The sequence below is a fragment of the Streptomyces sp. NPDC051104 genome (assembly GCF_040682835.1).
Lineage (GTDB): Bacteria > Actinomycetota > Actinomycetes > Streptomycetales > Streptomycetaceae > Streptomyces > Streptomyces cynarae.
In genome coordinates this window covers 717,600-737,712 of sequence record NZ_JBFBBS010000001.1, presented here as the reverse complement: position 1 = coordinate 737,712, position 20,113 = coordinate 717,600, and the positions used below count along the sequence as shown (strand labels likewise).

Here is a 20,113-nt window from a genome sequence, read left to right as displayed (position 1 = left end):
GAGCCCCCAGGGCGGTCACCCCACCCCCGGGTGAAACCAGCCCCCGGGCAACCCAACTCACCACGGCGCGCGCCGCAACGCATTGGCACTCCGCTTGACCGAGTGCTAATCGCGGTCATAGTCTCGGCTCTGGCACTCACCACCGGAGAGTGCCAACAAAGCGACGGGCAGGTCCGGCACCCGCGACGACGGATCGACCTGGTCGCCACCTCAGACAGTTAACCCCGTGAGATCTCCGAAGGGGGAGGTCGGATCGTGACGACCGCCAGCTCCAAGGTTGCCATCAAGCCGCTCGAGGACCGCATCGTGGTCCAGCCGCTGGACGCCGAGCAGACCACGGCCTCTGGCCTGGTCATTCCGGACACCGCCAAGGAGAAGCCCCAGGAGGGCGTCGTCCTGGCCGTGGGCCCGGGCCGCTTCGAGGACGGCAACCGCCTTCCGCTCGACGTCAAGGTCGGCGACGTCGTGCTCTACAGCAAGTACGGCGGCACCGAGGTGAAGTACAACAACGAGGAGTACCTCGTTCTCTCGGCCCGCGACGTGCTCGCGATCATCGAGAAGTAGTTCACCCCGAAGCACTCCTTGCTCTGAGCTGCGCCCCTGGCCCCCGCGACCGATAAGAGAAGCCGGGCGCCCGGGGCGCAGTTTCGTTCATCCAGATTTCCGAGAGGGCTCCCGCTGCCATGGCGAAGATCCTGAAGTTCGACGAGGACGCCCGTCGCGCCCTCGAGCGCGGCGTCAACAAGCTGGCCGACACGGTCAAGGTGACCATCGGCCCCAAGGGCCGCAACGTCGTCATCGACAAGAAGTTCGGTGCCCCGACCATCACCAACGACGGCGTCACCATCGCCCGCGAGGTGGAGATCGAGGACCCGTACGAGAACCTCGGTGCCCAGCTGGTCAAGGAGGTGGCGACCAAGACCAACGACATCGCGGGTGACGGCACCACCACCGCCACCGTGCTCGCCCAGGCGCTGGTGCGCGAGGGCCTGAGGAACGTCGCCGCGGGCGCCTCCCCGGCCGCCCTGAAGAAGGGCATCGACGCCGCCGTCAAGGCCGTCTCCGACGACCTGCTGGCCACCGCGCGCCCGATCGACGAGAAGTCCGACATCGCCGCCGTCGCCGCGCTGTCCGCTCAGGACCAGCAGGTCGGCGAGCTGATCGCCGAGGCGATGGACAAGGTCGGCAAGGACGGTGTCATCACCGTCGAGGAATCCAACACCTTCGGTCTGGAGCTGGACTTCACCGAGGGCATGGCCTTCGACAAGGGCTACCTGTCGCCGTACTTCGTGACGGACCAGGAGCGCATGGAGGCCGTCCTCGACGACCCGTACATCCTCATCAACCAGGGCAAGATCTCCGCCATCGCGGACCTGCTGCCGCTGCTGGAGAAGATCATCCAGGCCGGCTCCTCCAAGCCGCTGCTGATCATCGCCGAGGACGTCGAGGGCGAGGCCCTGTCCACCCTGGTCGTCAACAAGATCCGCGGCACCTTCAACGCGGTCGCCGTCAAGGCCCCCGGCTTCGGTGACCGCCGCAAGGCGATGCTGCAGGACATGGCGGTACTCACCGGCGCCACGGTCGTCTCCGAGGAGGTCGGCCTCAAGCTCGACCAGGTTGGCCTGGACGTGCTGGGCTCCGCCCGCCGCGTCACCGTCACCAAGGACGACACCACGATCGTCGACGGCGCCGGCAAGTCCGAGGACGTCGCGGGCCGCATCGCCCAGATCAAGGCCGAGATCGAGACCACGGACTCCGACTGGGACCGCGAGAAGCTCCAGGAGCGCCTCGCGAAGCTGGCCGGCGGCGTGTGCGTGATCAAGGTCGGTGCCGCCACCGAGGTGGAGCTGAAGGAGAAGAAGCACCGCCTGGAGGACGCCATCTCCGCGACCCGCGCCGCGGTCGAGGAGGGCATCGTCTCCGGCGGTGGCTCCGCCCTCGTCCACGCCTCCAAGGTGCTGGCCGACGGCCTCGGCAAGGAGGGCGACGAGGCCACCGGTGTCGCCATCGTGCGCCGCGCGGTCGTCGAGCCGCTGCGCTGGATCGCGGAGAACGCGGGCCTGGAGGGCTACGTCATCGCCTCCAAGGTCGCCGAGCTCGAGAAGGGCCAGGGCTACAACGCCGCCACCGGCGAGTACGGCGACCTGATCAAGGCCGGCGTCATCGACCCGGTCAAGGTCACCCGCTCCGCCCTGGAGAACGCCGCCTCCATCGCCTCCCTGCTTCTGACCACCGAGACCCTGGTCGTCGAGAAGAAGGAAGAGGAGGAGCCCGCCGCGGCCGGCCACGGCCACGGTCACTCCCACTGACGTACGTCCCACGTCGCAGAAGGCCCGGCGCCCCTACGGGGGGTGCCGGGCCTTCCCGCTGTTACCCCCGTTGTTCCACCGCCCTACCGTTCCAACTCGTCCAGCGCCCCCAGCTGCTCCATCAGCCCCAGCTGGTCGTGCTGCCACCAGGTCTCGGCGATCTTCGCGTCCTCACCGAAGCGGAAGAGGGTCATACCGGACATGCTGACCTTCCTGCCGGTGGACGGGATGCCCAGGAACTCGCCCTTGTGCGTGGCGTCCCAGGTCCACCGCGTGCACACCCGGTCGCCCTGCTCGATCAGGTCCTCGATCGTGAAGGTGAAGTCGAAGGCGTCCCGCCACATCCGGTACTCGCGCCGGATGGCGTCCAGGCCGATGGTGTCCTGCGGGTTGACGGGGTCGTGGCTGTGGCAGCCCTCCGCGATCAGGTCGTTGAGCGGTGGCAGTTCGCCCGCCGTCGCCAGCGTGTCGAACAGGCGCCGCACCGCGTCCGAGTACAACTGCTCGTCCCGCACCACCTCCAGATCGACGAAGGTGGGCATCTCGTCGCACAGGGCGACCATGTCGCGGAAGACCTGGTCGGTCTCCGGGAGGTTGGAGTTCCGCATCGCCTCCTCGTAGGAGGGGAACTCCACGATCTCGATGAAGTGCGAGGCGTCGGACCGGTCCCTGCCGATCACGTCGTGGGTCGCCGTCCGCCTGCCCCTGGTCTTCTCGACCCATCTGTCCATGATCCGGTTCATCTCGTCGAACCGGCTGGTCTTGCAGTCGATGAGCTGCACGAATGTCATGACGCCGCCTCCGGCCCCCCTGGGTCCTCCGGCAGATATGCCCCATTTTCCCACCCGAGGGGCGGCGTCACCCGTGCTACTGCGGCCCGTACTTGCGTCCCGTCCGTGAGCTGATCCCGCCCAGCAGCGCGCGCGGCGTCACCTTCACCATGCCCATCAGCACCTTGTACCGCGGGTCCGGGATCGACAGCGTCCTGCCGCGGGCCAGGTCGGCGAGCGCGGTGGCGACCAGCTTGTCCGCGTCCAGCCACATCCAGTTCGGGATGTTGTCCGTGCCCATCCCGGCCCGCTGGTGGAACTCGGTGCGGACGAAGCCCGGGCACAGCGCCATCAGCCGTACGCCCGACCCGGCCAGGTCCTTCGCCGCGCCCTGCGTGAACTGCACGACCCACGCCTTCGACGCCCCGTACGTGCCGCGCGGCACGAACGCCGCGACCGAGGCCACGTTGACGATCCCGCCGCGACCGCGCTTGCGCATCGCCTCCGCCGCCGCGCTCGTCAGCCGCAGCACCGCCTCGCAGTGCACCTTGAGCATCCGCAGCTCGTCGGCCATCGACACGTCGAGGTAACGGCCCTTGTTTCCGAAGCCCGCGTTGTTCACGAGCAGGTCGACCGGGTTCTTCAGGTCGGACAGGCGCCTGGCCACCGCCTCGATGCCCTCGTCGGTCGCCAGATCCGCCATCAGCACCTCGGCCTCGACGCCGTGCCGGTCGTGCAGCTCGGTCGCCTGTTCCCGCAGCCGCTTGGTGTCGCGCGCCACCAGGACCAGGTCATGGCCGTCGGCGGCCAGCCGCCGTGCGAACGCGGCGCCGATGCCCGCGGTCGATCCCGTAATCAGAGCCGTTGTCATGACCCAACGATAGTGACCCGGAGTCGGCGAGTCCGCCTGGTGGACCGGGCATTTCACCGGTCGCGCCGCCAACGTTCATACGCCTGGGGCTAGTTCCTTCCCGCATACTTGCCCGCGTACTCCCGTGCCGCCGTCACGCTCTCCGGGTGCAGCGCGTCACCCGCCGCCAACAGGCGCGGCAGCAGGTGCCGTTCCGTGGTCACCGCCCGGAACTGCAGGGCGACGGTGACGTCGTGGTCGGGCCGGTGCACGACGGCGATGGGGTCGCCTGCCCGTATCTCGCCCGGCTCGATCACGCGCAGATAGGCGCCCGGCGCGCCCTTGTGCGTGAACCGCTTCACCCAGCCGCGCTCGCCCAGGTGCTCCTGGAAGGTACGGCACGGAATCCGCCCGCAGGTCACCTCCAGGACCAGCTCGGCCCCGATCCGCCAGCGCTCGCCGATCCGCGCGCCGGCCACGTCGAGCCCCTCGGTGGTGAGGTTCTCGCCGAACGAGCCGCTCGGCAGCGACCGGCCCAGCTCACGCTCCCAGCCGTCGAGGTCCTCCCGGGCGAACGCGTACACCGCCTGGTCGTCACCACCGTGGTGCCGCAGGTCGCACACCGCGTCCCCGGCCAGCCCGCTCGCGCCGGTCCCCTTCGGTCCCGGCGCGGTCACCCGCACGGGCCCGTCCACCGGCCGCTTGTCGATGCCGGTCAGACCCTGCGGCTGGTCGGTGTAGTCGACGGCCACGGGCCGGCCCGCGTTCAGAGACAGAAGCTTCATGCCCGCACGGTAAGGGACCTGCGGTCAAAGAGGCGACGCATTATTCGCGGCCATACCCAAGGCTGACTTATGCTCACGGCGTGATCGAGGCTCGACATCTCCGTGTGCTGCGCGCCGTGGCCGCCACCGGCTCCTTCTCGGCGGCGGGGCGCGAGCTGGGCTGCACCCAGCCCGCCGTCAGCCAGCAGATGAAGGCCCTGGAGGCGTCCGTCGGCACGCCGCTGCTGGTGCGCAGCGGCCGCGAGATGCGCCTGACGGAGGCCGGCGAGGCGCTGGTACGGCACGCGGCGGGCATCCTGGCCGGGCTGACCGCCGCCGAGGAGGAGGTCGCCGCCATCGCGGGCCTGAGAGCCGGCCGTGTCCGTCTCGTCTCCTTCCCGAGCGGCAGCTCCACACTGGTCCCGACCGCGCTCGCCGCCCTGCGCGCCGCGCACCCGGGCACCCGCGTCTCCCTGGAGGAGGCCGAGCCGCCTCAGTCCGTGGAGAAGCTGCGCGCCGGTGACTGCGACATCGCGCTGGCCTTCCGCTACGAGGGCGCGGAGGCGGGCGTCGAGGAGTGGGACGACCTGGTCGTACGGCCGCTGCTGACCGACCGGCTCGTCGGGCTCGTCCCCGAGGGGCACCGGTTGGCGCGCGCGGAGTCCGTCGCCATCGGCGAACTCGCGGGGGAACCGTGGATCGCGGGCTGTCCGCGCTGCCGGGGGCAGCTGGTGCAGGTCTGCGAGAGTGCCGGATTCACGCCGCGCATCGACTTCGCGACGGACGACTATCCGGCGGTGGTCGGCCTGGTCGGCGCCGGCCTCGGCGTGGCCGTCCTGCCCGGGCTCGCGGTCGAGTCCGTACGTCCGAGGGGGGTGCGCCCGGTCGCGCTGGAACCGGCGGTGCGTCGGGAGATCGTCGCCCTCACTCTGCCGGACCTGGCCCAGGTGCCGGCGGTGGCGGCGACACTGGGGGAGCTGGCGCGGGCGGCCGTGCGATAAGGGATCCGTGGCAGAGACCCTCGCTCGGCGGCGGGTTCTCGGGGCGCGGCGGCGGGTTCTCGAAGAGCGGTGATGGCGCCCTGGGGCGTGTGCGGAACGGCCCCCACATATCCCCCTGAACGCCCCCTGACATCCCCCTCAACGGCCCGACCCGTGAAATGACCCCCTGACGGGCGGTGCCTGCCCCCTGAAACAGCCCCCTCGGGGCGGTGGAACCCCCCAAAGCCGGGCACATGCGCGTGCCCGTGTCCGAAGAAACGTTCCTTCAGTTGTTCGAGGCGGCGTGGTGGCCGTGGCCTCCACCGGTCGTCGTCGAGGCCGGTACCAGCCGGTTCCGCGCCCGCCCCATGAGCTCCTCGCGCTCGTCCTCGGTCAGCCCTCCCCAGACCCCGTACGGCTCGCGCACCGCCAGGGCGTGGGCCGCGCACTCGGCGCGGACGGGGCACCTCATGCAGACCTCCTTGGCCGAGTTCTCGCGAGCGCTCCGGGCCGCCCCGCGTTCACCCTCGGGATGGAAGAAGAGCGAGCTGTCGACCCCACGGCAGGCCGCATGGAGCTGCCAGTCCCACAGATCCGCGTTCGGACCGGGAAGGCGGGAGAAATCTGCCATTGCATGTCCCCTTGATGCCGTTCTGGGCGGATATGTGTTGTCGACCGTACATCCTCGATCTTATGAGATGAAAATATGACTCATTGCGAATCTAGCCCCAGACACCAGCTAACGGGAAGAAAAGCGGCTAAATGGGGCATAGGTTGTGATGAAAGTTGGGGGTTACGCTGCGCGTGTCTGCACCGTGTCCGCGCCCTCACGTACAGTGCCGAAGATGGCTTGCTGCACCGTAACTCTTTCGAGTGACCATCGTTGAGAGTGCGGAGGCGGTTGAAAAAACAAGCGCTCGGGCAGGCGTCCGAGGGCGTCGACCGCACAGGTGACGATTCGTACCAGCCTGGAGGCTCAAGGTGACGCGCATCAGCTGCGGAGGGCGGTCATGACATCCGTCCTCGTCTGCGACGACTCCCCGCTTGCCCGAGAGGCGCTCCGCCGCGCGGTGGCGACCGTGCCCGGTGTCGAGCGCGTGACGACGGCGGCCAACGGCGAGGAAGTCCTCCGCCGCTGGGGGGCCGACCGTTCGGACCTGATTCTGATGGACGTACGCATGCCCGGTCTGGGCGGCGTCGAGACCGTGCGGCGACTGCTGTCCGCCGACCCCGGTGCGCGCATCATCATGCTCACCGTCGCGGAGGACCTCGACGGGGTGGCGCTCGCGGTCGCCGCCGGCGCGCGCGGCTATCTCCACAAGGACGCCTCGCGTGCGGAGCTGCGCGCGACCGTCACGCAGGCGCTCGCCGACCCGACCTGGCGGCTCGCGCCCAGGCGGCTGCGCTCGGCCGAGATGGGTGCCGCGCCCACGCTCACCGCACGGGAGATCCAGGTGCTGGAGGGCATGAGCCACGGCCGTTCCAACGCGGAGATCGGCCGCGAGCTGTTCCTCTCCGAGGACACCGTGAAGACGCACGCCCGGCGTCTGTTCAAGAAGCTCGGCGCGTCCGACCGCGCACACGCGGTGGCGCTCGGCTTCCGGTGGGGCCTGGTCCGCTAAGTGGATCACCGCGGGGGTGCGCAGATCCCCGCCTGCCGCAGGGCGGGCGGGGCACGGCGACCTCAGGGAAGCTCCTCCCTGGAACCGCCTGGCGAAGGGGCCCGCCGGATGCCCGCTGCTCGTTTCGTCGCCGATGCCGCATCCTTGAGGGTGTGGAGTTCCTCGGGGACGAGTCGATCGAGCGGGAGGGGAGGGCGCAGGAGATGAGTTCCGGCGCACCTGCTCATAACGCTTCGGTGCACAACTACGGACGCGGTGCCACGGACCGCGCGACGCCGAGGCACCATGGACCGATGCGCGACGACGAGACAACGCTGATCGGTGCACTCGTCCATCGCGCCGTCGACGGCGACGAGCAGGCGACCCACGATCTGCTCGCCCGCGTCCACCCTCTGGCGCTGCGCTACTGCCGTACGCGACTGTCCCGGCTGCCCGGCGACGCCCGGCACTTCGTCGAGGACCTGGCCCAGGAGGTCTGCGTCGCGGTGCTGCTCGCCCTGCCGCGCTACAAGGACACCGGGCGCCCCTTCGAGGCGTTCGTCTTCGCGATCGCCGCGCACAAGGTCGCGGACCTGCAGCGTGCCGCGATGCGTCACCCCGGCTCGACGGCGGTCCCCTCGGACGAGATGCCCGAACGACCGGACGACTCCCTGGGCCCCGAGGAGCGCGCCCTGCTCAGCAGCGACGCCGAGTGGGCCAAGAAACTCCTCGCCAACCTCCCGGAGAACCAGCGCGAGCTGCTCCTGCTCCGCATCGCCGTGGGCTTGACGGCGGAAGAAACGGGTCAGATGTTGGGAATGTCACCGGGAGCGGTGAGGGTGGCGCAACACCGGGCGCTGAGCAGGTTGCGGGCGCTCGCTGAACAGTAGCGGCACTCCTCCCCGCCGCGACGGCGACCAGCCACGACGGCGTAATCCGGCGGTGCCAGCCCAGTTCAGCCCATGGGGACGGAGGCCTCCGAGGGCTGCGTGAACAGGCGACTCAGGGACTCCGTACGAACATACGGAGCCGAGCAGCACCCTCAACCGTGGAATGAGAGCCCCATGCTTCCCGTTAGCATGGACATCCGCACCGATCAAGGCCATTTGGGGAAGGTGTCATGACTGCAAACGTCGACGGAGTGCCCGAGAAATTCGCGACACTCGGGCTGACCTACGACGACGTGCTGCTGCTGCCGGGAGCGTCCGAGGTGCTCCCGAGCGCGGTCGACACCTCGTCCCGCATCTCCCGCAACGTCCGGGTGAACATCCCGCTGCTGTCGGCGGCGATGGACAAGGTGACCGAGTCCCGCATGGCGATCGCGATGGCCCGCCTGGGCGGCGTCGGCGTGCTGCACCGCAACCTCTCCATCGAGGACCAGGTCAACCAGGTCGACCTGGTCAAGCGGTCCGAGTCCGGCATGGTCACCGACCCCATCACCGTGCACCCCGAGGCGACGCTCGCCGAGGCGGACGCCCTTTGCGCCAAGTTCCGCATCAGCGGCGTCCCGGTCACCGACCCGGCGGGCAAGCTGCTCGGTATCGTCACCAACCGCGACATGGCCTTCGAGACCGACCGTTCCCGGCAGGTGCGCGAGGTCATGACGCCGATGCCGCTGGTCACCGGCAAGGTCGGCATCTCCGGCGCCGACGCCATGGAACTGCTGCGCCGGCACAAGATCGAGAAGCTTCCCCTGGTCGACGACGCCGGTCTCCTCAAGGGCCTCATCACGGTCAAGGACTTCGTCAAGGCCGAGAAGTACCCCAACGCCGCCAAGGACGCCGAGGGCCGCCTGCTCGTCGGTGCAGCCGTGGGCGCCAGCCCCGAGGCGCTCGAGCGCGCCCAGGCCCTCGCCGAGGCCGGGGTGGACTTCCTGGTCGTCGACACCTCGCACGGCCACAACAGCAACGCCCTCAGCTGGATGTCGAAGATCAAGTCGAGCGTGCACGTCGACGTGATCGGCGGCAACGTCGCCACCCGTGACGGCGCCCAGGCCCTGATCGACGCCGGCGTCGACGGCATCAAGGTGGGCGTGGGCCCCGGCTCGATCTGTACGACCCGCGTGGTCGCCGGCATCGGTGTCCCGCAGGTCACCGCCATCTACGAGGCCTCCCTCGCCGCCCGCCCGGCGGGCATCCCGCTGATCGGCGACGGCGGCCTGCAGTACTCCGGCGACATCGGCAAGGCGCTCGCCGCCGGCGCCGACACCGTGATGCTCGGCAGCCTTCTGGCGGGCTGCGAGGAGTCGCCGGGCGAGCTGCTGTTCATCAACGGCAAGCAGTTCAAGTCGTACCGCGGCATGGGCTCGCTCGGTGCCATGCAGTCCCGCGGTCAGGGCAGGTCGTACTCCAAGGACCGCTACTTCCAGGCCGAGGTCTCCTCCGACGACAAGCTCGTGCCCGAGGGCGTCGAGGGCCAGGTGCCCTACCGCGGCCCGCTGTCCAACGTGCTGCACCAGCTCGTGGGCGGTCTGCGCCAGACCATGGGGTACGTGGGCGCCGCCACCATCGAGGAGATGGAGTCCAAGGGCCGCTTCGTGCGCATCACCTCGGCGGGCCTGAAGGAGAGCCACCCGCACGACATCCAGATGACGGTCGAGGCGCCGAACTACAGCGCCCAGAAGTGACGCACGCGCACGCGTGAAGGTCGTACAGAGGGCGGCCCCGGACTCCGGGGCCGCCCTCGCCGTACCTGCGGAGGGCCGCCGTCGCAGCCGTCGGCGATACTGGAAGACGCTGAAACGCATCAGGGAAAGGCCACAGACGTGACTGAGATCGAGATCGGGCGCGGCAAGCGCGGCCGCCGGGCGTACGCCTTCGACGACATCGCCGTCGTCCCCAGCCGCCGTACGCGGGACCCGAAGGAGGTCTCGATCGCCTGGCAGATCGACGCCTACCGCTTCGAGCTGCCGTTCCTGGCCGCCCCCATGGACTCCGTCGTCTCCCCGGCCACCGCGATCCGCATCGGCGAGCTCGGCGGTCTCGGCGTGCTGAACCTCGAGGGCCTGTGGACGCGGTACGAGGACCCGCAGCCGCTCCTCGACGAGATCGCCGAGCTGCCGGCCGAGACCGCGACCCGGCGCCTTCAGGAGATCTACGCGGCCCCGATCAAGGAGGAGCTGATCGGCGCGCGCATCAAGGAGGTGCGCGACTCGGGCGTGGTCACCGCGGCCGCGCTCTCGCCGCAGCGCACGGCGCAGTTCTCCAAGGCTGTCGTCGACGCGGGCGTGGACATCTTCGTCATCCGCGGTACGACGGTCTCGGCGGAGCACGTCTCCGGCTCGCACGAGCCGCTGAACCTGAAGCAGTTCATCTACGAGCTCGACGTCCCCGTGATCGTCGGCGGCTGCGCCACGTACACCGCGGCCCTGCACCTGATGCGCACCGGCGCGGCGGGCGTTCTGGTCGGCTTCGGCGGCGGCGCCGCGCACACCACGCGCAACGTGCTCGGCATCCAGGTGCCCATGGCTACGGCGGTCGCGGACGTGGCGGCGGCCCGCCGCGACTACATGGACGAGTCCGGCGGCCGGTACGTGCACGTGATCGCGGACGGCGGCGTCGGCTGGTCCGGCGACCTGCCCAAGGCGATCGCCTGCGGTGCGGACGCGGTGATGATGGGTTCGCCGCTCGCGCGTGCGACGGATGCCCCGGGCAGGGGCCACCACTGGGGCATGGAGGCCGTGAACGAGGAGCTGCCGCGCGGCAAGAAGGTCGACCTCGGCACGGTCGGCACCATCGAGGAGGTCCTCACGGGCCCGTCGCACACGCCGGACGGCTCGATGAACTTCTTCGGGGCGCTGCGGCGGGCGATGGCCACGACCGGGTACAGCGAGCTGAAGGAGTTCCAGCGGGTCGAGGTGACGGTGGCGGACTCGCAGCACCGGCGGTAGTCGCACGGCGTTCAGGGGCCCGGTTCACCCTTCGGGGTGGGCCGGGCCCCTTCGTGTGCGCTGGACGTCTTCGCAGGTGGGGGCGCGTGCTGTGGGGCGGGGGTGCGCGGTTGCCTTCGGGGCGAATACGCCGGGGGAGGGTGGTGTCGAGGCGGTAACGTCCGTGATCGGCGACCCGGTTCTCTGGGGCGCCCCCTTCCGAGGACAAGGTTCCGGACCCCGGCCGTCGGGGCCCGGCCCGAGTTCCAACGGACCGTCCACCGGGCCAATGGGCGGCATCGTGGAAGGGGGCGCGCCCATGGGCCGTCATCGCAAGCCCACTCGCTGGGACCGCATCTGGCTCCGGCTGGAGACACGCTGGCCTCGACTGGCGGCCTTCCGGCTCTGGCTGGTGAAGTTCCGGAGGAGGTGGATCTTGCGAATTTACGGAAAGTGAGCGGCCACCCCTATGTGAACTAGGGGTGGACACTCCGATCACTTTCAGGAGCCTGCCGCAGTGGCCTCTGCGGTGGGCTCCACCTTTTTGCACGGTACCGGATCCACTCGTCGACCGGTACGGCACCAGAAGAGCGGCCGCGCCGCCGGGTCGACGAGCCCCGTGTTCGTACGCTATTCGATGCCGAGAACCCCGCACCACCAGCCCCAGGGGCTCAAGCACCCACGCGCCCCCCTTCACAACCGATGCGCCGCCCCCGTAGGCGTAGCCCCCCGCGTGTCCAGCAACAACTGTGCCTTCACCGACAGCCCCTGCAGGTCATACGTCCGGTGCTGCTGCAACAGCACCGTCAGATCCGCCCCGGCCGCCGCCTCGTACAGGGAATCCACGCGCGGGATCGGCCGGTCGAGGACGCTCCACGCGGGGACGTACGGGTCGTGGTAGCTGACGGACGCGCCCAGTTCCATCAGCCGTAGCGCCACCTCCTGCGCGGGGGAGCCGTGCAGGTCGGCGACGTCCGGCTTGTACGTCACGCCGAGCAGCAGGACGCGGGCGCCGCGGGCCGACTTGCCGTGCTCGTTCAGGAGGGTGGCGGCGCGCTGGACGACGTACTGGGGCATGCGGCCGTTGACCTGCTGGGCCAGTTCCACCATCCGCAGGGTGCGCCCGGCCGTGCCCGACAGGTCCTGGGCGACGGAGTGGCCGCCGACGCCGGGGCCGGGGCGGAAGGCCTGGAAGCCGAACGGCTTGGTCTCCGCGCAGCGGATGACGTCCCACAGGTCGACGCCCAGGTCGTGGCAGAGCACTGCCATCTCGTTGACCAGGGCGATGTTGACCTGCCGGTAGTTCGTCTCCAGCACCTGCACGGTCTCCGCCTCGCGGGGTCCACGCGCGCGTACCACCTTGTCGGTGAGGCGCCCGTAGAAGGTGGCGGCCGACTCGGTGCAGGCCGGGGTGAGGCCGCCGATGACCTTGGGGGTGTTGGCGGCGTGGAAGTCGCGGTTGCCGGGGTCGACGCGGCTCGGTGAGTACGCGAGGTGGAAGTCGCGTCCGGCGCGCAGTCCGGAGGTCTTTTCGAGGAGCGGGCGCAGGAACCCCTCCGTGGTGCCCGGCGGCACCGGCGACTCCAGGATCACGGTGGTGTGCGGGCGCAGCCGCGCGGCGAGGGTGCGGGCGGCCGTCTCCACCTGGGCGAGGTCGAGCCCACCGTCGGCGCCGCGCGGGACGGGGGCGCAGATGACGGCGGTGCGGACGCGGCCGAGCTCGGCGGGGTTGGCGGTCGGGCGGAAGCCCCGCGCGAGCATCCGGCGCAGTTCGGCGGCGGTGAGGGAACCGGCCTCGGGGCCGGTCCGGTAGCCGAGCGTGGAGATGCCGGCGGCGACGGCGGCCTGGGCCAGGGGCAGGCCGAGATGACCGAGTCCGATGACGGCGAGATCTGCGGGCATGGCGTGGGCCGTCCTTCCCAATAGCCGAGGTGGGAGAGGCGCGCAAGCGCTGTGGACAGAACGAGCGAGCGCAATGTCAGACTAGGAGTAAATATGACCGATTTGCGGTATTGACTGATGGCGTTTCCGTGAGTGTTGTCCACAGGCCGCGGGCGCGTGGTGGCCGAAGTCGGGCATCACGGTCAGACTTTGGGCATGGGGGAAAGGAGCAGGGCTTCGCCTGATTGACGGGCGCGGCCGGCGCGACCGAGCGGGAGGCAGCGGTGAGGACAGCGGCACTGGGGCCGGCGCAGCGCGCCGAGTCACTGGCGGGAATGGCCGAGCGCGAACTGGACGTACTGGTCGTGGGCGGCGGTGTGGTCGGTGCGGGCGTCGCGCTGGACTCCGTCACCCGTGGTCTGTCCACCGGGCTCGTCGAGGCGCGTGACTGGGCGTCGGGCACCTCGAGCAGGTCCAGCAAGCTGATACACGGCGGCCTGCGCTATCTGGAGATGCTGGACTTCGCCCTCGTACGCGAGGCACTGAAGGAGCGCGGGCTGCTGCTGGAGCGCCTGGCGCCCCATCTCGTGAAGCCGGTGCCGTTCCTGTATCCGCTCCAGCACAAGGGCTGGGAGCGGCTGTACGCGGGCTCGGGCGTCGCCCTCTACGACGCCATGTCGATGGCCCGCGGCCACGGCCGGGGCCTGCCGCTGCACCGTCACCTGAGCCGTCGTCACGCCCTGCGCGTGGCTCCCTGCTTGAAGAAGGACGCGCTGGTCGGGGCGTTGCAGTACTACGACGCACAGATGGACGACGCCCGCTTCGTCGCGACGCTGGTGCGCACGGCCGCGTGGTACGGCGCGAAAGTCGCCAACCGCGCGCGTGTGACCGGCTTCCTGCGCGAGGGCGAGCGGGTCGTCGGCGCCAGGGTGCAGGACGTGGAGGCCGGCGGGGAGTACGAGATCCGCGCCCAGCAGGTCGTCAACGCGACGGGGGTGTGGACCGACGACACCCAGGCGATGGTGGGCGAGCGGGGCCAGTTCCACGTGCGGGCGTCCAAGGGCATCCACCTGGTCGTGCCGAAGGACCGGGTCAACTCCACGACGGGCCTGATCCTGCGGACGGAGAAGTCGGTCCTCTTCGTCATCCCCTGGGGCCGGCACTGGATCATCGGGACGACCGACACCGACTGGAGCCTCGACAAGGCGCACCCGGCGGCCTCCAGCGCGGACATCGACTACCTGCTGGAGCACGTGAACTCCGTGCTGGCGGTGCCGCTCAGCCGCGACGACGTGGAGGGCGTGTACGCGGGCCTGCGGCCCCTGCTCGCCGGGGAGTCGGACGCGACCAGCAAGCTCTCCCGCGAGCACGTCGTGGCGCACCCGGTGCCCGGCCTGGTGGTCGTGGCGGGCGGCAAGTACACGACGTACCGGGTGATGGCCAAGGACGCCGTCGACGAGGCGGTGCACGCACTGGACCGGCGCGTCGCCGAGTGCGTCACCGAGGACGTCCCGCTGCTGGGCGCCGAGGGCTACCGGGCGCTGTGGAACGCGCGGGCCCGCACAGCGGCGCGCACGGGGCTGCACGTGGTGCGGGTGGAACACCTGCTGAACCGCTACGGCTCGCTGGCGGAGGAAGTGCTCGACCTGATCGCCGACGACCCGTCACTGGGCGAACCGCTGCACGCGGCCGACGACTACCTGCGCGCGGAGGTCGTCTACGCGGCGTCGCACGAGGGAGCGCGCCACCTGGACGACGTGCTGACCCGGCGGACCCGCATCTCGATCGAGACGTTCGACCGCGGCGCGCGCAGCGCCCGGGAGGCGGCCGAACTGATGGCGCCGGTGCTCGGCTGGGACGGCGACCAGATCGAGCGCGAGGTGGAACACTACGAGAAACGGGTCCAGGCGGAGAGGGAGTCCCAGCGCCAGCCCGACGACCTGACGGCGGACGCGGCGAGGCTGGGAGCGCCGGACATAGTGCCCTTGTAGGAAGGGCTGGGAAAGGCGCGGGCAGGACCGAGAGTGGCCCTGCGGCCTGAAGGCGTGTCAAAGCACTGTGCGGGGACCGCCGGCGGGCAGGCGAGGCGGCGCGGTGGGGCGCGGCAGGGTGCGACGTCGGCGCGATCCGGGTGCCCGGCGTACGCCCGGGCCGCCGCACCGCCCCGGTCGCCGCCTCCGCGCGTCCTCCGACCGGGGGGAGCCGTCGAATCAGGGGCACCCTGGGCGTGGGGCGGTCCGTGCGTGGGGGACAATGGAGGCTCTGTCAGGGCGGGTTGCATGAGGGGACGCATGTCGGAGGCGGAGCGGGCGGGGACAACCCGTCAGGACAAGAGCGAACGTCTCCTCGCCGGGCGGTACCGGCTGGGGGACGTACTCGGCCGCGGCGGCATGGGCACGGTGTGGCGGGCCGAGGACGAGACCCTGGGGCGTACGGTCGCCGTCAAGGAGCTGAGGTTCCCGTCGAACATCGACGAGGACGAGAAGCGCCGGCTCATCACGCGCACGCTGCGGGAGGCCAAGGCGATCGCCCGGATCCGCGACAACGGCGCGGTGACCGTCTACGACGTGGTCCACGAGGACGACCGGCCCTGGATCGTCATGGAGCTGATCGAGGGCAAGTCGCTCGCCGAGGTCATCCGCGAGGACGGTCTGCTCGAACCGAAGCGCGCCGCCGAGGTCGGCCTCGCGATCCTCGACGTGCTGCGCGCCGCGCACCGCGAGGGCATCCTGCACCGCGACGTGAAGCCGTCGAACGTGCTGATCGACGAGGACGGCCGGGTCGTGCTCACCGACTTCGGCATCGCTCAGGTCGAGGGCGACCCGTCCATCACCTCCACCGGCATGCTCGTCGGCGCCCCCTCCTACATCTCGCCGGAGCGGGCCCGCGGCCACAAGCCCGGCCCGGCGGCGGACCTGTGGTCGCTCGGCGGACTGCTGTACGCGGCCGTCGAGGGCGTGCCGCCGTACGACAAGGGGTCGGCCATCGCCACCCTGACCGCGGTGATGACCGAGCCGCTCGAGGAGCCGAAGAACGCCGGCCCGCTGAAGAACGTCATCTACGGGCTGCTCACCAAGGACCCGGGGCAGCGGCTCGACGACGCGGGCGCGCGGGCGATGCTCAGCGAGGTCATCCACGCGCCCGATAAGGAGGAGGAGGTGCCGGCGGACGCGACGCGGGTCGTGGCGTTGCCGCCGGTGCCGGAGGAGTCCAAGGAGAAGGAGAAGGGCGCGTCGGGCTCCGGGGCCAAGCGGGGCGAGGAGGCCGCGGATCGGCTGCGCGGGGCCCTGCGGTCGGTGCGCAAGGCGGCGGCGTCGGCGGGCGCGGCGACGGCCGGTGCCGCGACGGCCGCGCGGACCAAGGGCTCCACACCCGCCAAGGTGGCCGAGGGCGCGGCGGCCGAGCGTGTGGACGCTCCCACGACCGGGGCCTCCGACGCCGGACGCTCGGGGGCGGCCTCGGCAGGCGTGCGGTCGCACACGGCTGCCGTCGGATCGAACTCCGGTCCGGCGAAGCCGAGTTCGGGGTGGCCCATCGTGCCGGACCCGGACCGGCCGCCGCGGCCGGTGACTCCGCCCCGGGCGCCGCTCACCGACGTGGTGCCCAAGCGGACGCTGGTGATCGTCGCCGTCGTCGTGGTGCTCGCGGTGCTCGGGACCGTGCTCGCGCTCACCCTGCCGGGCGGGGACGACGGCTCGCGGAACGGCTCGAAGGGCACCACCAAGCCCGCCGCGACCGCCGGCGGCAAGGGCGGCGGCGGCAAGGGCGGCGGCGGGACCCGCTCGGACAGCGGCAGCACCGGCACGACCACGACGGACGGATCGGACCAGCAGAACGCGGTGGACGGCACGCCCGCTGCGAGCGCCAGTGCGGCGGGCGGCGGCGCCGCGGTGCCGACGCACAAGGGCGGTCAGGGCTACTCGATCGGGTTGCCGGCCGGCTGGAAGTACGCGTCGTCGGACTCCGCGGGCGACCGTTTCACCGGGCCGAACGGGCAGAAGCTGCTGGTCGCCTGGACGGCCACGCCCAAGGACGACCCGGTGGCGGACTGGAACAGCCAGGAGCGCTCCATGGTGCGCCCCCAGTACCACCGGATCGGCATCGAGAAGGTGGACTACCGCGACTGGAACACCGCCGATTGGGAGTTCACCTACGTGGACTCGGGCACCACCTACCGGGTGATCGACCGCGGATTCGTCGTCAACCCGCACCTGGGGTACGGGCTGATGTACACGGCGAAGGCGGACGACTGGGACGGGGACCTGCGCAAGAACACCTGGAAGACGCTGACCGAGACGTTCCAGCCGAAGTCGTGACGTACCGAGCGTCCGTCTGACGTTCCGTCCGATCGGGTCGTGGGCAGATATGACATCCCCGGGTTGCGGGTTGCCTCCGGCACGTATCGTGAAGGACGGATCGCGAACCGTACGCATCCGGAACGGGACGCGGGACGAACGGACTTGACCGACCGGGCGGCCGGGGGAGGCATCGTGGACGACTATGCGGGACGGGTACTCGCCGACCGCTACCGCCTGCCGCCGCCCCCCGCCGACGAGTACGAGTTCGCCGAGACCCGGGCCTTCGACACCTACAGCGGGCAGGAGGTCCTGATACGGCAGGTGCCGTTGCCCGAGGTCGTCGAGGCGGAGGTGCTCGACGCGGACGGGCTGCCCGCCGGGTTCGTGGCGCGCGACGGCCGCGGCGGTGGTCCGGGCCGGACGACGGCCACGCGCCGGCCCACCGACCCGGCCGTGCGGCGCGCCGTCGAGGCCGCGCAGGCCGCCGCGCAGATACCCGACCACCCTCGCCTCGACCAGGTCTTCGACGTGTTCTCCGAGGGCGGCTCGCTGTGGATCGTGAGCGAACTCGTGGCCGCGACCCCGCTCGCCGCCCTGCTCGCGGAGCAGCCGCTGACGCCGTACCGTGCGGCCGAGGTCGCCTCCGACGTCCTCATGGCGTTGCGCGTCCTGCACGCCCACGGCTGGGTGCACCGCAACCTCACCGCCCGCACGGTACTCGTCTGCGAGGACGGCCGCGTGATACTGACCGGCCTGGCGGCCGGGGCGGCCGAGGAGGCGCTGTGCGGGTACGACCCGGTGCCGGCACGGGAGCCGGAGCCGGAGCCGGGGCCCGGTACGACGGATCAGGACCCCACGGCCCCCGTGCCCGCCCCCCGGCCCGGTGGATCCGGCGGCGGCCCGTTCGGGCCCGGCGGGTCGCTGCGCGGTGTGGACGCCGAGGCCGCGCGGCGGGCAGCGATCGAGGCGCGGGCGAACGGCGCCGCTCCGGGCGCGGGCCCGGCCGGTGCCGGTGTGCCCGCCGTGGCCCCCCGCACGCTGGAGTCCGCGGAGGACGTGCGAGCGGCGCGGGCCGGGGCGATCGCGGCCTACCGCGCCGGGGCCCGGGCCGCGGCACGGGTGCAGGAGGAACAGCGCGGCACCCACACGGCGTTGCCCGCGCCCCGCCCGGCCGACACCGGCCCCCACACCCCGTCGCAGTCGCCGTCCGGCCAGGGCGGCGGCCCCGGTACCCCGCCCCCGGGCCGGATCGCCGACCCCTACGGGACGGGCGGTGCGGCTTCCTGGCACGGTGCCGTACCCCGCCCCACGGCCCCCACCCCCGACGCCGCACCCGGGCCTCACGGCAACGGCAGCGGCCCGTACGACAAGGCCGCGCTCCCCCCTTCCGCCACCCCCTGGCCCCACCGCGGCCCCGCCACCCCCCTGGCCGCCGAGCGGGCGCGGCAGGCCCGGATGGCCGTGGTCGGGCCGGTCACCGAGCGGTGGGCGCCCGAACAGGCCGGGCCCGTGCATGAGAACTGGCAGCTGGCACCGCCGATCGGGCCCGCGACCGACCTGTGGGCGCTGGGCGCGCTGCTGTTCCGGGCCGTCCAGGGGTACGCGCCCTACCCCGAGGAGAGCACCGCCGAGCTGGTGCAGATCGTCTGCTCCGAGCCGCCCGCCTTCGCCGAGGAGTGCGGCCCGCTGCGTCCGGTCGTGGAGTCGTTGCTGCGCCAGGACCCGACCGAGCGGCCCGACTTCGAGGAGCTGCGCGGCTGGCTGCGCTCCCTCGTGCGGTCCGCACCCGAACCGGAGGCGGGGGCGCACGTCATAGCGGCACCGCCCGTCGACCCCACCCGGCTGCCGATCGTGCGACGCCGGGGCGAACTTGTCCGCAGGCGGCGCGCAGGGCTGCCCGCCACCACCCACGCCCGCCACAAACGGGCCAAGGACGGCCGCCCCCGGCCCCGCCGCCTCGGCCGCACCCTTCTTCTGCTGATCCTGCTCGCGCTGGCCGCGGCGATCGCGTACGCGATGGCGTTCATGCCGAAGGCCGGGACCAGCAGCGGCAGCGGCACGGCGGGGGACCGCACCGGCGCCGCCGGGGAGGCGAACCCCGCCCCGCGGCAGTCGGACACGGGCGGCGCGAGGCAGCCGCAGCAGGGCGGCTCCAGCAGCCCCTCGAAACCGGCCGACTCACCGCAGACGCAGGCCACCGGCACCCAAGTCGCCCAGGGGTTCACCCTGCGCAAGGACCCCGAAGGCTTCAGCGTCGCCGTGGCCGACGGCTGGGACCGGACGCCGAAGAACGCGCAGGGCCAGGTCGTCTACTCCCGGGGCGACTTCCAGCTGATCGTCGTGCCCGGACGCGACACCACCGGCAGGTACGGCAGCGACCCGCTGACGTACCAGCGGGAGTCGGAGCCCGAACTGCAGCCGTTCCGCGACTCGACCTGGGCCACCTCCAGCGGGATGCGGCGCATCGACGTCGGCGGACGGACCATGGCCGAGGGGCAGTTCACCTGGACGAACGGCAACGGGCAGGAGCTGTTCGTGCGCAACGTCGCCGTCCTCGTCGGCGGCCACTACCACGTGGTGCAGGTGCGCGGCCCCGACGCCGAACGCGACGAGGTCACCCGGCTGTTCGAACAGGCGGAGGGGACCTACAGGGTGACGAACTGACCGATCCCGGCACCCACAGTGGTCCGATTGCGCTGAGTGTGCGGTGGTTCCGTCCCGTACGGGGAAGGGAGAACCGTCACAGTGCGGTCTCCGTTACGGCCCCGCCGGTTCCCTGCACGGGGACCGCT

General features: G+C 71.4%; 15 protein-coding genes. 10 read left to right on the top strand and 5 right to left on the bottom strand.

What is annotated here, in order from left to right:
* The first annotated feature begins 255 nt into the window (after positions 1 to 255).
* Both groES and groL read left to right on the top strand, forming a co-directional pair.
* Entirely contained in the window at positions 256 to 564 is a 309-nt protein-coding gene (gene groES, locus AB0N14_RS03530; RefSeq protein ID WP_009190181.1) for a co-chaperone GroES, read from the top strand.
* A gap of 119 nt (positions 565 to 683) precedes the next feature.
* Positions 684 to 2,309: a chaperonin GroEL gene (gene groL, locus AB0N14_RS03525; RefSeq protein ID WP_366024055.1), complete on the top strand. Its 1,626-nt coding sequence runs from the start codon at positions 684 to 686 to the stop codon at positions 2,307 to 2,309.
* Between the two features lie 83 nt (positions 2,310 to 2,392).
* On the opposite strand, the gene AB0N14_RS03520 is transcribed toward groL, so the two are convergent.
* The 3 genes from AB0N14_RS03520 to AB0N14_RS03510 form a co-directional block, all read right to left on the bottom strand.
* Positions 2,393 to 3,100: an ester cyclase gene (locus tag AB0N14_RS03520; protein WP_366024054.1), complete on the bottom strand. Its 708-nt coding sequence runs from the start codon at positions 3,098 to 3,100 to the stop codon at positions 2,393 to 2,395.
* 76 nt (positions 3,101 to 3,176) lie between these two features.
* Positions 3,177 to 3,950 carry an SDR family oxidoreductase gene (locus AB0N14_RS03515; RefSeq protein WP_366024053.1) on the bottom strand — a complete coding sequence of 258 codons (774 nt, stop codon included), beginning with the start codon at positions 3,948 to 3,950 and terminating at the stop codon, positions 3,177 to 3,179.
* A gap of 89 nt (positions 3,951 to 4,039) precedes the next feature.
* Positions 4,040 to 4,714: an MOSC domain-containing protein gene (locus tag AB0N14_RS03510; RefSeq protein WP_366024052.1), complete on the bottom strand. Its 675-nt coding sequence runs from the start codon at positions 4,712 to 4,714 to the stop codon at positions 4,040 to 4,042.
* Positions 4,715 to 4,794: 80 nt separating this feature from the next.
* Here AB0N14_RS03510 and AB0N14_RS03505 point away from each other — a divergent pair, with 80 nt between their 5' ends.
* The gene (locus tag AB0N14_RS03505; protein WP_366024051.1) at positions 4,795 to 5,694 is read left to right on the top strand and encodes a LysR family transcriptional regulator; all 900 of its coding nucleotides are present in this window, start codon (positions 4,795 to 4,797) and stop codon (positions 5,692 to 5,694) included.
* 265 nt (positions 5,695 to 5,959) lie between these two features.
* Here AB0N14_RS03505 and AB0N14_RS03500 read toward each other — a convergent pair whose 3' ends face one another.
* Complete coding sequence (locus tag AB0N14_RS03500) at positions 5,960 to 6,304, bottom strand: WhiB family transcriptional regulator (protein WP_366024050.1); 345 nt, start codon at positions 6,302 to 6,304, stop codon at positions 5,960 to 5,962.
* A 379-nt stretch (positions 6,305 to 6,683) separates the two neighbouring features.
* Between AB0N14_RS03500 and AB0N14_RS03495 the strand changes: the two genes are divergently transcribed.
* The 4 genes from AB0N14_RS03495 to AB0N14_RS03480 all read left to right on the top strand — a co-directional run bounded on the left by AB0N14_RS03495 (position 6,684) and on the right by AB0N14_RS03480 (position 11,163).
* Positions 6,684 to 7,295, top strand: a complete 612-nt coding sequence (locus AB0N14_RS03495; RefSeq protein ID WP_003948568.1) for a response regulator transcription factor — start codon at positions 6,684 to 6,686, stop codon at positions 7,293 to 7,295.
* A gap of 293 nt (positions 7,296 to 7,588) precedes the next feature.
* Positions 7,589 to 8,164, top strand: coding sequence for a sigma-70 family RNA polymerase sigma factor (locus AB0N14_RS03490; RefSeq protein ID WP_055493219.1), 576 nt, complete (start codon positions 7,589 to 7,591; stop codon positions 8,162 to 8,164).
* Positions 8,165 to 8,394: 230 nt separating this feature from the next.
* Positions 8,395 to 9,900, top strand: a complete 1,506-nt coding sequence (gene guaB, locus AB0N14_RS03485) for an IMP dehydrogenase (RefSeq protein WP_366024049.1) — start codon at positions 8,395 to 8,397, stop codon at positions 9,898 to 9,900.
* Positions 9,901 to 10,038: 138 nt separating this feature from the next.
* Entirely contained in the window at positions 10,039 to 11,163 is a 1,125-nt protein-coding gene (locus AB0N14_RS03480) for a GuaB3 family IMP dehydrogenase-related protein (protein WP_366024048.1), read from the top strand.
* A 672-nt stretch (positions 11,164 to 11,835) separates the two neighbouring features.
* On the opposite strand, the gene AB0N14_RS03475 is transcribed toward AB0N14_RS03480, so the two are convergent.
* Positions 11,836 to 13,044, bottom strand: a complete 1,209-nt coding sequence (locus AB0N14_RS03475) for a nucleotide sugar dehydrogenase (protein WP_366024047.1) — start codon at positions 13,042 to 13,044, stop codon at positions 11,836 to 11,838.
* A gap of 263 nt (positions 13,045 to 13,307) precedes the next feature.
* On the opposite strand from AB0N14_RS03475, the gene AB0N14_RS03470 reads away from it, so the two are divergent.
* From AB0N14_RS03470 to AB0N14_RS03460, 3 genes are all read left to right on the top strand, one after another.
* Positions 13,308 to 15,014 (top strand): glycerol-3-phosphate dehydrogenase/oxidase, encoded by a 1,707-nt coding sequence (locus tag AB0N14_RS03470; RefSeq protein WP_366024046.1) that lies wholly within the window; start codon positions 13,308 to 13,310, stop codon positions 15,012 to 15,014.
* A 300-nt stretch (positions 15,015 to 15,314) separates the two neighbouring features.
* Positions 15,315 to 17,339 carry a serine/threonine-protein kinase gene (locus AB0N14_RS03465; RefSeq protein WP_366024250.1) on the top strand — a complete coding sequence of 675 codons (2,025 nt, stop codon included), beginning with the start codon at positions 15,315 to 15,317 and terminating at the stop codon, positions 17,337 to 17,339.
* Between the two features lie 174 nt (positions 17,340 to 17,513).
* On the top strand, positions 17,514 to 19,985 hold the full coding sequence (locus AB0N14_RS03460) for a protein kinase (RefSeq protein WP_366024045.1): 2,472 nt from the start codon (positions 17,514 to 17,516) through the stop codon (positions 19,983 to 19,985).
* Positions 19,986 to 20,113: the final 128 nt, after the last annotated feature.